This is a genomic window from Lysobacter sp. ESA13C, assembly GCF_019970005.1.
Lineage (GTDB): Bacteria > Pseudomonadota > Gammaproteobacteria > Xanthomonadales > Xanthomonadaceae > Lysobacter > Lysobacter antibioticus_B.
The window spans coordinates 160,006-173,447 of sequence record NZ_JAHXYK010000006.1; the positions used below are offsets into that span (position 1 = coordinate 160,006).

The following is a 13,442-nucleotide window of genomic DNA, read 5'->3' on the forward strand; positions in this document are numbered from 1 at the left end:
GGATGGGATAGTCGATGCGACGCGCGGAACCGCTCAGCCGTTGATTGAAACGCCGCAACAAGTCCGATGTATGACCGCCCCCCTGCGAACATCGGATTCGTTTATGAGACTTTGCGGACGCTATCAAGGCGCGGTCCGGACAACGTCGGTGCGTTGATCAAAATAAAAAACCGATAACGCTCACACTAAATCGGAAACTGCGATGAAGTGCCGTACATACCGCGCGATGAGTCTGCCCGGCGGCTGCAAATCTACATCGATCGCATCGATGTCGGTTACGTACTTTCTACGGTTAAACCCTCATTTTCCATCTGATAATTTGCCTTCACTGCTGGAAGTCGCGAGCTGTATTCGAGCGAGGAAAGACGCGGTTCGAGCAGCGGGGTTTGTGGCATTCCCATCGACACGGATGGGGCGACGGATTCGGCGCGCACTCGATATACGGCGCGTCGCAATCGGCGCCATGGCGTGCAGCGCCAGATACAGAAGCTCGCATGCAGGGATCGACGCGAACTGATCGCGTGCCGGCACTCAAACCTAGTGGGGAGATGAATCCATGTTTCGACCGTTGAGCGTAGTCAGAAACGAGGACGATTGGTCGCCGCAGACCTGGCAACAGCGTCCGGCGCAGCAGCAACCCCAGTACGCGGCGGATGGGGAACTGACCAAGGCGACCGACCGGCTGGCGCGATTGCCGCCGCTGGTGACCTCGCTGGAAGTGCTGAAGTTGAAGAGGGCGCTGGCCGAAGCGCAGGAAGGGCGCCGCTTCCTGCTGCACGGAGGCGATTGCGCCGAGAGCTTCGTCGACTGCACCAGCGAGATCATCGCCAACCGCCTCAAGGTGCTGTTGCAGATGAGCATCGTCCTGGCGCACGGCCTGAAGCAGCCGGTGATCCGGGTCGGCCGTTTCGCCGGCCAATATGCCAAGCCGCGATCCAGCGACGAGGAAACGCGCGACGGCGTGTCGCTGCCGAGCTTCCGCGGCGACATCGTCAACGGCGCCGATTTCGACGAGGCCTCTCGCCGCCCCGATCCGAACCGCATGTTCGAGGCTTATGCCCACTCGGCGCTGACCCTGAATTTTACTCGCGCCATGGTCGATGGCGGCTTCGGCGACATCCATCATCCGGAGTACTGGAAACTCGATTGGGTCGAGCACTCGCCACGCGCCATCGAATACAAGCGCGTAGTCGAGGAAATCGCCGACTCGCTGCGCTTCATGAAAACCGTCGGCGGGCAGTTCGTCGACAGCCGCATGCATACCGGCTTCTACACCTCGCACGAAGCCTTGCTGCTGCACTACGAGGCCGCCTTGACCCGGCGCGTTCCGCAACGCGGCGGTTGGTTCAATCTGTCGACGCATTTGCCCTGGATCGGCATGCGCACCGCCGCGCTCGACGGCGCCCACGTCGAGCTGTTCCGCGGCATCGGCAACCCGATCGCGGTGAAAGTCGGCCCGACCACCAAGCCCGACGAGTTGCTGCGCCTGATCGACGTGCTCAATCCCTACGAAGAACCGGGTCGTTTGACCCTGATCACGCGCATGGGCAAGAGCCGCATCGCCGATGCCTTGCCGGGCCTGCTCAAGGCGGTGCGGCAGGCCGGTCGCCGGGTGCTGTGGGTCGCCGATCCGATGCACGGCAACACCGAGAGTGTGGGCAACGGCTACAAGACCCGCCGTTTCGACAATATCCGCGGCGAGCTGGACCTGGCCTTCGATATCCACGCCGCCGAAGGCACGCGCCTGGGCGGTGTGCATCTGGAACTGACCGGCGAGGACGTGACCGAATGCCTGGGCGGCGCGCGCGACCTGGCCGAGGCCGACCTCAGCCGCGCCTACAAGACAGCGGTCGATCCACGCCTGAACTACGAACAGTCCCTGGAGCTGTCGATGCTGATCGTCTCCGCCAGCCGCGCCACGCCGTCGGCGCGGCCGATCGCGCCGCGCTTGCAGGCGATGGGCGGTTCGCTGTGAGCGCGAGGGGCGGTCGCGTCCGCGCGACCGCCCCTCGCAGCAGCTAGCACGCACTGCCCAACCCGAACGCCGCGAACGACCGCCGTGTCCTCGCGTACCGCGCCCGCGCGCCGTCGGCGGCGGCTGCGCGCGGGCTACGAATCCCAAGCTGCGGCAGCGCTCGCTCCGCCGCGGCAACCGCCACGAAGGGTGTTACGCCCGAGACGATGGAAGCAACCATGACCGGTATTCCCAAGATCCAGCCTTATGCGATGCCGACCTCCGCCCAGCTTCCCGCCAACATCGCGAGCTGGAAGATCGATCCCGATCGCGCGGTGCTGCTGGTGCACGACATGCAACGTTATTTCCTGCGTCCGATCCCGTCCGAAGGGCTGGGCTCGGTGCTGGTCAAGAATGCCGCTTCGATCCGCAGGCGCTGCCAGGCGCTCGGCATTCCGGTGGCCTATACCGCGCAGCCGGGCGGCATGACCGCCGAAGAGCGCGGACTGCTCAAGGACTTCTGGGGCAGCGGCATGCAAGTCGACCCGGTCGACCGCAACGTGGTGGACGAGCTCAGCCCGATCGAGGGCGACTGGTCGCTGACCAAGTGGCGCTACAGCGCGTTCTGGAAGTCGGACCTGCTCAAGCGCATGCGCGAAGCCGGCCGCGACCAACTGATCATCTGCGGCGTCTACGCCCACATCGGCGTGCTGATGACCGCGGTCGAAGCCTTTTCCAACGATATCGAAACCTTCGTGGTCGGCGACGCCGTCGCCGATTTCTCCCTGGAACGTCACCTGATGGCGCTCGAGTACGCCGCGCGCTGCTGCGCCGTCGTGGTGACCTCGGAACAGGTGGCCGCATGACTACCCCATTGCTGCGCGACATCGTCGCGGGTAATACCGGCAAAGCCGCGTTCGCGCTGCTGTTCCGTCCGCAGTCGGACGTCCAGGACATGCTGGACGTGTTCGCCGGCGAGATGGGCCAGTTCGATACGCTCGAATCGATTCCGCTGGCCGACGCGGGAACCGTCGGCGAGGAAGTGTTGGTACTGATTCCCTACGGACAATTGCGCGAGCGCGGTTTCGCGTCCGTCGACGATGGCCAGCGTCTGCAAGTCATGACGATCCATCAGCGTGAGCGCGTTTCCGTCGAAGAAGCCCTGAAGACCATCGCCGCCGCCCCGATCGAGCTGGCCGGCGGCGAGTTCGACATTGACGACGAGGCCTACGCCGACAAGGTGCGGCGGATCGTCGCCGACGAGATCGGCCGCGGCGAGGGCTCCAACTTTGTGCTCAAACGGACTTTCATCGCCGACATCAGCGGCTATTCGCTGCGCGTCGCGCTGGCTGCGTTCCGCCGCCTGGTGCAGGAGGAAGTCGGCGCCTACTGGACCTTCATCGTCCACACCGGCGAGCGCACCTTCATCGGCGCCAGCCCGGAGCGCCAGGTCAGCCTGCGCGACGGCGTGGCGACGATGAACCCGATCAGCGGCACCTACCGCTATCCGCCATCGGGGCCGTCGTTGTCGGGGGTGATGGGTTTCCTCGCCGATGCCAAGGAGAAAGACGAGCTGTACATGGTGGTCGACGAGGAGCTGAAGATGATGGCCCACTTCTGCCCGCAAGGCGGCAAGGTGGTCGGGCCTTATCTGAAGGAAATGTCGCGGCTCGCCCACACCGAGTATTTCATCGAAGGGCGCACCAGCAGCGACCCGCGCACCATCCTGCGCCACACCTTGCTCGCGCCGACCGTCACCGGCAGCCCGATCGAGAACGCCTGCCGGATCATCGCCCGTCACGAGCCGGAAGGCCGCGGTTACTACGGCGGCGTGGCCGCGCTCATCGGCCGCGATGCGAACGGCCAGGCGATGATGGACTCGGCGATCCTGATCCGCACCGCCGACATCGATGCCGGCGGGCGCATGCGCATCGGCGTCGGCGCGACCATCGTGCGCCATTCCGACCCGGCCTCGGAAGCCGCGGAAACCCGCGCCAAGGCCAAGGCCTTGCTGGCCGCGCTCGGCCACGGCCGCAAGTCCAGCTTCGGGCTCGACCCGGACGTGCAGGCGGCGCTGAAGCAGCGCAACGGCGGCATCGCCGACTTCTGGCTGTCCGATGCCGACGACCGCATTCGCATCGACCCGGCGTTGAGCGGGCGCAAGGTGTTGATGGTCGACGCCGAGGACGCGTTCACCGCGATGCTGGCGCAACAGCTCAAGTCGATCGGCCTGGACGTCACCATGTGCCGCTTCGACGAACCGGCGCTGTTCAAGGGCGACTGGGACCTGGCGGTGATGGGCCCCGGCCCGGGCGACCCGCGCAATATGGACGACCCGCGCATCGCCAGCATCCGCCGCGCGATGAGCCATCTGCTCGCCGAGAAGAAATCGTTCCTGGCGGTGTGTCTGAGCCACCAGATCCTGTGCCTGGAACTGGGTCTGGAGCTGATCCAGCGCGCCTCGCCGAACCAGGGCGTGCAGCGCGAGATCGATTTCTTCGGCAGCCCCGAATTGGTGGGCTTCTACAACACCTATGTCGCCAAGTGCGACAGCAGCCAGTTCGCCCGCGGCGACCACAGCCTGATCGAGGTCAGCCGCGACGCCGAGTCGAACGAAGTGCACGCGCTGCGCGGCGCCAGCTTCGCCTCGATCCAGTTCCATGCCGAGTCCCTGCTGACCCACCGCGGCGTGGACATCATCGCTTCGAGCGTAAAGAGAGTGTTGACCACATGAAAACGACGATCAGTTGGTGGAACCTGGACAAATCGAGCCAGACCATAGAGTCGATGCGCGACTACCTGAGGGAGGAGGGCGTTGCGCCCTGGGAAGACGTGCGCGGCATGCATTCCAAGTTCTGGATCTCCGACCCGGCCAACAACCTGTGGGGCGCGGTGGTGGTGTGGGAGTCGAGCGACGCGATGAGCCAGCCGCTGCCGCCGAACCGCGCGACCGAGCTGATCGGCTATCCGCCGAGCATGCGCACGACCTTCGACATGGAGGTGTTGATCGAGAACGGCCGCGCCGGCCCCTGGCTGGTTGGCGACGCGTTGGAGGAAGAGCACGCCTGAAACATCGCTTCAAAGCGCATGGCCGGGCGTTCGGCCGCCGGCGCAGCCGGGCAGCGCGCAGGGTTCGTCGGTGCAGGCGACGGACCGGTACGCGCGCCCGGCTGCGCCGGAACCGGCGCCCGGTTGCGCCGGAACCGGCGCCGGGCGTATCGGAGCCGGCGCCGGCCGCGCCAGCTGCGCCGGCAACAAAACGAGCAATCGCCGCGCCTGGCGTTCGGCGCGGGCATCGACGGCCATCGTCAGAGCGATCAGCGATGCGGACGCCGATGCGAACACGCAAGCCCCCATTCAACGGACGAACCGACATGAGTCAACTCAACCACACACAAGCCGAGGCGATGGAGATTTCCATCTTCGATGTTCCACCCGAGCTACCGATCCCGCTGCTGCGCGAATGGTTCAACCAGGCCATCGACAATCGTGTGCGCGATCCCGGCACCTTGGCCCTGGCGACCACCGGCATCGACGGCCGCGCCTCCAACCGCATGGTCCATCTGCTCGAGATCACCGGCGATTCGCTGGTGTTCACCACCCATGCGAAAAGCCAGAAAGGCCGCGAAATCGCCTTCAACGGCTGGGCCTCGGGCGTGTTGTATTGGCGCGAGACCAAGCAGCAGATCGTGTTGTCAGGCCCGATCGGGCCGCTGTCGGGCGCGGAGTCGGACCTGCTGTGGACCAAGCGGCCGCCCGAGGCCAATTCCATGTCGACCGTGTCGCGCCAGAGCGCCTTGCTGGAAGACGAGAAGGCGCTGCGTCTGCAGGCCCAGCGCCTGACCCGCTCGGCGATTCCGCTGGTGCGGCCGGAGGGCTGGCACGGCTATGCCCTGCGTCCGACCATCGTCGAGTTCTGGCAGGCCTCCGACGACCGGCTGCACAGCCGTTTGCGCTACGACGCCGCGCCGTCGGGCTGGACTCATCGCAGGCTTCAACCATAAGGATGTGCTGATCATGACGGCAGGCAAGTATGTAGTGGCCGATGTATTCACCGACCGGCCGCTGGAAGGCAACCCGGTCGCGGTGTTCACCAACGCGTTCGGCCTGGAAGCGGCGGACATGCAACGCATCGCGCGGGAGATGAATCTTTCCGAGACCACGTTCGTGTTCCCGCCCGGCGCCGACGGCGATTTCCACGTGCGCATCTTCACCCCGGTCAACGAGCTTCCGTTCGCCGGCCACCCGACGCTCGGTACCGCCATCGTGCTCGGCGAGCAATGCGATGCCGCCGGGTTCGGCCTGGAAACCGCGATGGGCACGGTGCCTTTCACCTTCCAGCGCAGCGACGACGGCAGCATCCTCACTGCGAGCATGCAGCAGCCGATTCCGGCCTGGGAACCGTACGAACTCGCCGATGTATTGCTCGAAGGCCTCGGCCTGGCCTCGTCGACCTTGCCGGTGGAGATCTACCGCAACGGGCCGCGCCATGTCTTCGTGGGTTTGCCGAGCATCCCGGCGCTGTCGGCGGTGAAACCCGACCTGCGCATCCTCGCCACCTTGCCCGACATGGCCGCGAACTGCTTCGCCGGCTCGGGCTCGCAATGGCGCATGCGCATGTTCTCGCCGGCTTACGGCGTGGCCGAGGACGCCGCGACCGGTTCGGCGGCGGGGCCGCTGGCCTTGCACCTGATCCGTCACGGCCAACTCGGTTTCGGCCAGCCGATCGAGATTTGCCAGGGCGTCGAGATGGGCCGCCGCTCGGTCATGCACGCGGTGGTCGAAGGTTCGCTGGCGCAGATCGGGCCGATCCGCGTCTCCGGCAGCGCGACCGTGGTCGCGCGCGGCGAACTTACGCGCTGGAAAGTCTGAGGCCCGGCGGCATCCGGCCGGCAAGCAGTTTGTACCGATCGACTCATGCCATACACAGAGGACGGCATCATGATTGAACATGCATTCAAGACTTCCGAGGCCAGCAGCGACGACGATCTGCGTCGCAGGCACCGGGCGGTGGTCGAGGACTATATGAGCCGCAAGGGCGAGACGCGGCTGACTCGCTATCTGTTGTTCACGCCCGACGGCAGCGGCGGCCTGTGGACCAACGACACCGGCGAGCCCATCGTTTCGCGCGGCCACGAAGGCCTGAAGGCGCACGGCGCCTGGTCGCTGAAGTGCTTCCCGGATTGGGAATGGAAGAACGTGCAGATCTTCGAGACCCAGGACCCGAACCGTTTCTGGGTCGAGTGCGACGGCGAAGGGCAGATCCTGTTCCCCGGTTATCCGCCGGGCTATTACAGCAACCACTTCATCCATTCCTTCCTGCTGGAGAATGGAAAGATCAAGCAGAACCGCGAGTTCATGAACCCCTACCAGCAGATGCGCGCGCTCGGCATTCCGATTCCGGCGATCAAGCGCGAAGGCATTCCGGCTTGAGGTTGTTCGTTCCAGGGCGCCGTACGACGTAGCAACACCCAGCACGATGCAAGATCGCGGTCGCCGTGACCGGGTTGAAGAAGTGGGCAGACGCCCGCGTGAACGGCGGCAAGGGGAGAGCGGTTATACCGGGGGATTGCTTCGGCCGTTGCTGCGAGGAGCCAACCCCCCATCCCCCAATTTTCCAAATGGGGGGCGACGGCAGCATCGTGGCCTCCAGCGAACCGGCTCGCCCCTCTCCCACGGGAGGGGCGGCCCAGGGGTCCTTGCACTGTGCGAACAAGATTTGGAGGCACACGTTATTTCGCCCCCTTTGACAAAGGGGGCAGGCGCCCACGTATATCGAGGCCGGGATAGAGCAACTGCGCCGGGGGATTTGTTTTGGCCGTTGTCGGCGAAGGCTTTGGAGGTCAAGGCGACAGCGTTTCTAGCGCCGGTTCCGCCGCCAGCACTTGCGATTTAGGCTTCAACCACAGCAGGCCTGCACCGCGCATGCCGGTGCTGGCGGTCATGCTGTCGCGATGGTTGCGGCTGCAATCGGCGGCCACCACACCGTGCGGCATCAGGCTGTGCAATTCCATCTGGGTCACGCGGTCGCCGCTGCGCTGCGCTTTCGCGTGCAGCGCCGAGGCCAAGGCCGTCGCGCGTTGCTTATCGTCGCCGGCCAAGGCGGCGACGATGTCGAGCAAGTCCAGGCGGCTGGTCAACGGCCAGGCATCGGCGGGTATCTTGCTGCGTGCATCGGCGACTAGGCGACGGCTGGCGGCCCAATCGCCGCGTGCGGCGGCGTTCTCGGCCAGGCCGGTCTCGGCGCTGGCGACCAACCACTGGTATTGCGCCGTGCGCATCAAGGGCAGGGCGCGTTGGTAGAGACGATCGGATTCGGCGAGCGCGCCGGTACGCGTCAACAGCGTGGCGATCTCGATCGCCGCTTCCGAGCCCTCGGGCGAATCGCCCAGCTTCGCCAGCTCGGTTTGCGCATGTCGCAGCAGTTCTGTCGCGGCTTGCTCGTCGCCACCGAGCCATTCGGTGCGGGCACGGCCGACCAGGGGCGAGACCTGGTTGGATTGCTGCTCGGAGGCGCCGCAGCGCAACCAGTCGCTGCGCGCGGCTTGCAGATCGCCCAGCGGCAGGCGGGCCTCGGCGCGCAGGCAAGCGATGCGGGCGCGCAATTCGCCAGCGCCGCCGTCCGGCAGCTTGGCCAGCTCGCGCTCGGCACCGTCCAGCACCGCGACGGCATAGGCGTAGCGGCCGTGGATCGAGCTCAGCGCCGCTTCGAAATGCGCCAGATCGACGACCCAGCGGCCCTGCAAGCCGGCCTTGCGCAACTGGCGCAAGCGCTCGGCGGCGCTGTCGAAGCGGGCGCCGACGATGTCCTCGACGAGCAGGGCCATCGCGAGCCGGTTGCCGATCAGCACGTCGCCGGAATCGTGGGTGACCATCAAGGCTTCTTCGAGCAGCTTGCGATAACCGGGCCAGTCGCCCGCCTTGTAGTGCTGGCCGGCGGCGCGCGCGAGGATATCGATCTCGAGACGGCGGTAGCCGCCTGCGCGGGCCTGGGCCAACAAGGTCTGCATGCGCGCGGCGGAGGCCGCGTCCGGCGCGGCGGTGGCTTCGGCGAGGAAGCGCGCGAACAGCGCCCGGGTGCGGTTGCCGGCCGCTTCCAATCGCTGGGCCGCCTGCTCGTACTGGCCGACGTCGGCGCGCTCCTTATATTGCATGGTGTCGGCCACCGCGATCATCAGCAGGGCGTTGCCGTGTTCCAGTTCCCAACCGGCGCCGGCCTCGCGGGTGATGCGCTCGGCGCTGCGCGCGTATTCGCGCATGCGCTCGGGATCGCCCATCAACTGGTGGATTTCGCTGATCTGCAGCAGACGGGCGATGCGCGTACCCATCGGCTTGCGTTCCCATTCGGGCGCCGACAGCATCTTCAAGGCCTGCTGCAGCTCGCCGGTTTGCGACAGCAAATGGGCGTATTGAAGGGCGTAGTTCGACTGCGCGGGATAACGCGCGACCAGTTTCGCGAACGCCTCGCGTGCCTGCTGATGGCGCCGCGGGTCCATCGCCAGGGCTTCGGCGCGCATCGATTCCTCGACTTCGGCCGGCACCGGCTTGGTCGACTCGATGGCGATCTGCATCTGCTCGATCGCCGCGGTGGCCTGGGCCAGGCGCGATTGCGCGCGCGCCAGCTGCATTCGCGCCAGACCGAAGCGGGGGGCCTGGCGGACGACTTCGTTGGAGATCGCCGCCGCGGCGATCCAGTCGCGCCGATCGATGGCTTCGACCGCATCGGCGTAGCGGCGCGCGGCCGGCGCAGCCAGGTTCAGCGCCGGCCAGCCGTCGGCGCGGCCCGGGACGAGCTTGGCCATCACCTGCTGCGACAGCGTGTCGACCATCGCCGGCACCTGCGAGATCGGTCCGGTGACTTCAAGTCGCTGTTCCTGGCCTTCGTCGTGGAAGCGGGCCCTGATGAGTATTTGCGAGGCATCGCCGCTGGCCACGCCGGACGACAGAAAGATCACCTTCGGCGAGCTCGTCTCGCCATCGGCGGCGAGGTCGGCCTCGGTCAGCAGCGTCACTTCCGGCAGGCTGCCGAGTTTCCAACGCAACCATTCACGCAACAGCTTCACCGGCCAGCGCGCGGCATTGGCGCGGTCTTCCACTTCGATCAGGGCCACCGTCAACGGGAGCGTGCCAACCGACGAGGGGGGCGACTTGGAATCGCGCAACCACAGCAGCGAGCCGGCGATGGCGACGATGGCCAGTACCGCAGCGGCCCAGGCGAGCGGACGCGCCCAACGCTTCCAGCGCGGCACCGCCGACGTACTTCGGCGTACTGCCGGTTCCGACGTGGGTTCAGGTTCGAGCGCGGCGGCCGTCGCCGGTGCGCTCGGTTCCTCGGCCAGTCGCGCTTCGAGGGCCCCGGCCGATTCGACGGTATCGCCGGTATCGGCCGACGCTGCGACAGCCGGTGCAGGTTCGGCCGGCGCCGGCAGTTCGGCGAACCATTCGACCGGTTCGGGAGGTTCGAATACGTAACCGCCCTTAGCCACCGTGCGGATCCAGGCCTTGCGCGGTTCGCCGAGCGCCTTGCGCAGCAGCCACATGTTCTGCGAGAGGTTGGCGTCTTCGACCACCAGGCCCGGCCACAGGCGTGCGAACAGCTCGGCGCGGCCATGCAGGGTGTGCGGCTCGGCCATCAGCAGCACCAGCAAGTCGAACAGACGCTGCGGCAGCTCGACCTCGACGCTGCCGCAACAGACCCGGCGGTAGCGCAGGTCGATCACGAGGTCGCCGGTTCGCAGATAGCGCGAATCGGGGGGCCAGGGCGGCGTGCGCGTGTCTGTCATCGGTAGCCTCAGCCGCTTTACGAAGTCGATGCTGGCGGTTGATCGCCAGGCCGCAACATCCTGCCGCATGCCTATCGCTGGGGGCAGGCGTCTCCGCGAGGGAGCGCCGCCCTATTAATGTGACAGTACTACCGTTTCAGAGCACAAATGAGAAAAAAGTGATCTCTCGTCAGAGGTCAAAGGGCATCTGAGCGCACTACACCTGGGACACCGGTCTCGCAGCGTCCGCCACCGACGAAGACCGGATTCAGCGAGTCCGTCCCAGGACTCGATATTCCGATAGCTCAGAGGGGATTCTTTAGATGTCCACTGTATCGAATAACGGCATTCGCATGAACGTATTGGCCACCGCCACGGTGTTGGCCCTGTCCGCACTGGCCGCTCCGGCATTCGCCGGGCAGGCGCACCTGGGAGGCCTCAAGCAGGGGGGCGAGTACGGCCAGTTCATCGTCAAGTATCGCGATGGCAGCGCGCCGCGCACCAGTACGACCGCCTTGAGTTCCTCGCTGAGCAAGGCCGTAGCCCGGATAGAGGCGAGCCGCGCCGGCGGCAAGAAGTTCGGCCTTCAGCATTTCCGTCGTATGGCGCTCGGCGCCGACGTCGTCCGTGCCGACCGCAAGCTGGGCCGGATCGAGGCGGAGGCGCTGATGCGCCAGATCGCGGCCGACCCTAATGTGGTCTCGATCGAGCCCGACCTGCCGATGCGGTTGCTGATGCAACCGAACGATACCCGCTACAACGAGCAATGGCATTACGCCAACAGCGCCGTCGGCGCCAACGTGGCGGCCGCCTGGGACAGCAGCAACGGCAACGGTGTGGTCGTGGCGGTGGTCGACAGCGGCATCCTGGCGCACACCGATCTGAGCGCCAATATCCTGCCCGGCTACGACATGGTCACCTCGGCGGTGGGCTACAGCGCCGCCGAGTGCGCCACGGTCGGCGCGACCGCAGGCTGCGGTCGTTCCGACGACGGCGACGGCCGCGACGCCAATGCGACCGACTCCTCGAACATCAAGCATGGTACCCACGTCGCCGGCACCATCGCCGCGCTGACCAACAACGCCGCCGGCGTCGCCGGCGTGGCTTATGGCGCGAAGGTCGTGCCGATTCGTTCGATGGGCAAGGACGGCCTGGGCGCAACCTCGGACATCGTCGACGGCATCCTCTGGGCGGCAGGCATCGCGGTTCCGGGCGTGCCGGCCAATGCGAATCCCGCCGAAGTGATCAACCTTTCGCTCGGCGGAGACCAACCCTGCAGCGAGACCCCGAGCTACCAGGACGCGATCGATCGCGCCACCGCTGCCGGCGCGATCGTGGTCGCGGCTGCAGGCAACAGCAACATCAACGTCTCCGGCGCGACCCCGGCGAGCTGCAACAACGTGGTGACCGTCGCCGCCAGCGACCTCGGCGGCAATCGCGCCTTCTACTCGAGCTACGGCGCCGGCATCGACATCACCGCGCCGGGCGGCGAGACCTGTTCGCCCTTGGCCGAATTCCTGCCGCTGGGGCAAGCGCCCAGCTGCGCCCGGAGTCATGACAACCAGGGCGTCCTGTCGACAGTCAACGGCAACGGCTACGGCTTCATGCAGGGCACCTCGATGGCGACGCCGCACGTCGCCGGCGTGGTCGCGCTGATGCAGGCCGTGGCACCGGTGCCGAAGACCACCGCGCAAGTGCTTGCGATCCTCGGCCAGACCGCTCGCCCGATCACCGCAGCCAAGTGCCCCGGCGGCTGCGGTCCCGGCCTGATCGACGCCGCGGCCGCGGTGTTGGCGGCGCAGGGCGGGGTGGGCGGCAACGTCAAGCCGGTGGCGAACTTCAGCTCCGCCGTCAACGGCCTGACCGCGACCTTCACCGACAGCTCGACCGACAGCGACGGCAACATCGTCTCGCGCAGCTGGAACTTCGGCGACGGCACTGCGGCTTCGACCGCCACCAACCCCAGCCATGCGTATGCGGCGGCCGGTACCTATAACGTCAGCCTGACCGTCACCGACAACGCCGGCGGCACCCACACCAAGACCGCCTCGGTCACGGTGACCGCGCCGGGCGGCGGCGTGCAGACCTACAGCAACACCGCCGACTACGCGATCACCGACCTCAACACGACCGAAAGCCCGATCACGGTGTCGGGTCGCAGCGGCAATGCACCGAGCAACGCGACGGTGACGGTGGCGATCGAGCACAGCTTCCGCGGCGACGTGCGCGTCGACCTGGTCGCACCGGACGGCTCGACCTATCTGCTGAAGAACTACAACACCAGCGACAGCGCCAACGACATCCGCGGTACGGTGACCCTGAACCTGTCGACCGAGACTCTGAACGGCACCTGGAAACTGCGCGCACGCGACAACTACGCCAACGACACCGGCAAGATCGACAGCTGGAGCATCAAGTTCTAATCGATACAGCTCACCGATAGTCCGTAACGACGAAACAGCCCCGGCCCCGGCCGGGGCTGTTTTGTTTTCGGCGGCATGGGCTCCGGCCCCTGCCTCGGCTTCGGTTTTGTTTGCGGTTTCGGCCATTCCCCCCCTTTGAAAAAGGGGGGCAGGGGGATTGGCTCCTGTCCGCGCAAGCCCCCGTCACGCGGCCCAAGCTTCGCCCGGCCCGTGGCGGCGGCCCGCTGCGCGCGCGTCCACGGCACGGCCCAAGGCCATTCATCCGCGCAAACCCACCGTCGCGCGACAAATGAGGAAAAAGAG

General features: G+C 66.4%; 9 protein-coding genes. 8 read left to right on the top strand and 1 reads right to left on the bottom strand.

The genetic code is table 11. From position 1 onward, the window contains the following. The first annotated feature begins 556 nt into the window (after nt 1–556). The 7 genes from LC490_RS14180 to LC490_RS14210 all read left to right on the top strand — a co-directional run bounded on the left by LC490_RS14180 (nt 557) and on the right by LC490_RS14210 (nt 7,387). Nucleotides 557–1,975, top strand: coding sequence for a 3-deoxy-7-phosphoheptulonate synthase class II (locus tag LC490_RS14180; RefSeq protein ID WP_223620573.1), 1,419 nt, complete (start codon nt 557–559; stop codon nt 1,973–1,975). A 218-nt stretch (nt 1,976–2,193) separates the two neighbouring features. Next, a complete protein-coding gene (locus LC490_RS14185; RefSeq protein ID WP_057918506.1) occupies nt 2,194–2,820 on the top strand; it encodes an isochorismatase family protein in 627 nt (208 codons plus the stop codon). Further along, nucleotides 2,817–4,688, top strand: a complete 1,872-nt coding sequence (locus tag LC490_RS14190; protein WP_223620574.1) for an anthranilate synthase family protein — start codon at nt 2,817–2,819, stop codon at nt 4,686–4,688. The genes LC490_RS14185 and LC490_RS14190 overlap by 4 nt, the downstream gene beginning before the upstream one ends. Then, nucleotides 4,685–5,023, top strand: a complete 339-nt coding sequence (locus tag LC490_RS14195) for a hypothetical protein (RefSeq protein WP_036147925.1) — start codon at nt 4,685–4,687, stop codon at nt 5,021–5,023. The genes LC490_RS14190 and LC490_RS14195 overlap by 4 nt, the downstream gene beginning before the upstream one ends. A gap of 305 nt (nt 5,024–5,328) precedes the next feature. Beyond that, nucleotides 5,329–5,958 carry a pyridoxal 5'-phosphate synthase gene (locus LC490_RS14200; protein WP_031370579.1) on the top strand — a complete coding sequence of 210 codons (630 nt, stop codon included), beginning with the start codon at nt 5,329–5,331 and terminating at the stop codon, nt 5,956–5,958. A 13-nt stretch (nt 5,959–5,971) separates the two neighbouring features. Then, on the top strand, nt 5,972–6,826 hold the full coding sequence (locus LC490_RS14205) for a PhzF family phenazine biosynthesis protein (protein WP_031370578.1): 855 nt from the start codon (nt 5,972–5,974) through the stop codon (nt 6,824–6,826). Nucleotides 6,827–6,895: 69 nt separating this feature from the next. After that, complete coding sequence (locus LC490_RS14210; protein ID WP_031370577.1) at nt 6,896–7,387, top strand: PhzA/PhzB family protein; 492 nt, start codon at nt 6,896–6,898, stop codon at nt 7,385–7,387. A gap of 410 nt (nt 7,388–7,797) precedes the next feature. On the opposite strand, the gene LC490_RS14215 is transcribed toward LC490_RS14210, so the two are convergent. Continuing rightward, complete coding sequence (locus LC490_RS14215; RefSeq protein WP_223620575.1) at nt 7,798–10,737, bottom strand: winged helix-turn-helix domain-containing protein; 2,940 nt, start codon at nt 10,735–10,737, stop codon at nt 7,798–7,800. Nucleotides 10,738–11,039: 302 nt separating this feature from the next. Between LC490_RS14215 and LC490_RS14220 the strand changes: the two genes are divergently transcribed. Then, nucleotides 11,040–13,139 (top strand): S8 family serine peptidase, encoded by a 2,100-nt coding sequence (locus LC490_RS14220; RefSeq protein ID WP_152566075.1) that lies wholly within the window; start codon nt 11,040–11,042, stop codon nt 13,137–13,139. The last annotated feature ends 303 nt before the right edge of the window (nt 13,140–13,442 follow it).

Coding starts and splice junctions, on each gene's coding strand:
- LC490_RS14180 (WP_223620573.1), top strand. CDS start 557: ATGTTTCGACCGTTGAGCGTAGTCAGAAACGAGGACGATTGGTCGCCG.
- LC490_RS14185 (WP_057918506.1), top strand. CDS start 2,194: ATGACCGGTATTCCCAAGATCCAGCCTTATGCGATGCCGACCTCCGCC.
- LC490_RS14190 (WP_223620574.1), top strand. CDS start 2,817: ATGACTACCCCATTGCTGCGCGACATCGTCGCGGGTAATACCGGCAAA.
- LC490_RS14195 (WP_036147925.1), top strand. CDS start 4,685: ATGAAAACGACGATCAGTTGGTGGAACCTGGACAAATCGAGCCAGACC.
- LC490_RS14200 (WP_031370579.1), top strand. CDS start 5,329: ATGAGTCAACTCAACCACACACAAGCCGAGGCGATGGAGATTTCCATC.
- LC490_RS14205 (WP_031370578.1), top strand. CDS start 5,972: ATGACGGCAGGCAAGTATGTAGTGGCCGATGTATTCACCGACCGGCCG.
- LC490_RS14210 (WP_031370577.1), top strand. CDS start 6,896: ATGATTGAACATGCATTCAAGACTTCCGAGGCCAGCAGCGACGACGAT.
- LC490_RS14215 (WP_223620575.1), bottom strand. CDS start 10,737: ATGACAGACACGCGCACGCCGCCCTGGCCCCCCGATTCGCGCTATCTG.
- LC490_RS14220 (WP_152566075.1), top strand. CDS start 11,040: ATGTCCACTGTATCGAATAACGGCATTCGCATGAACGTATTGGCCACC.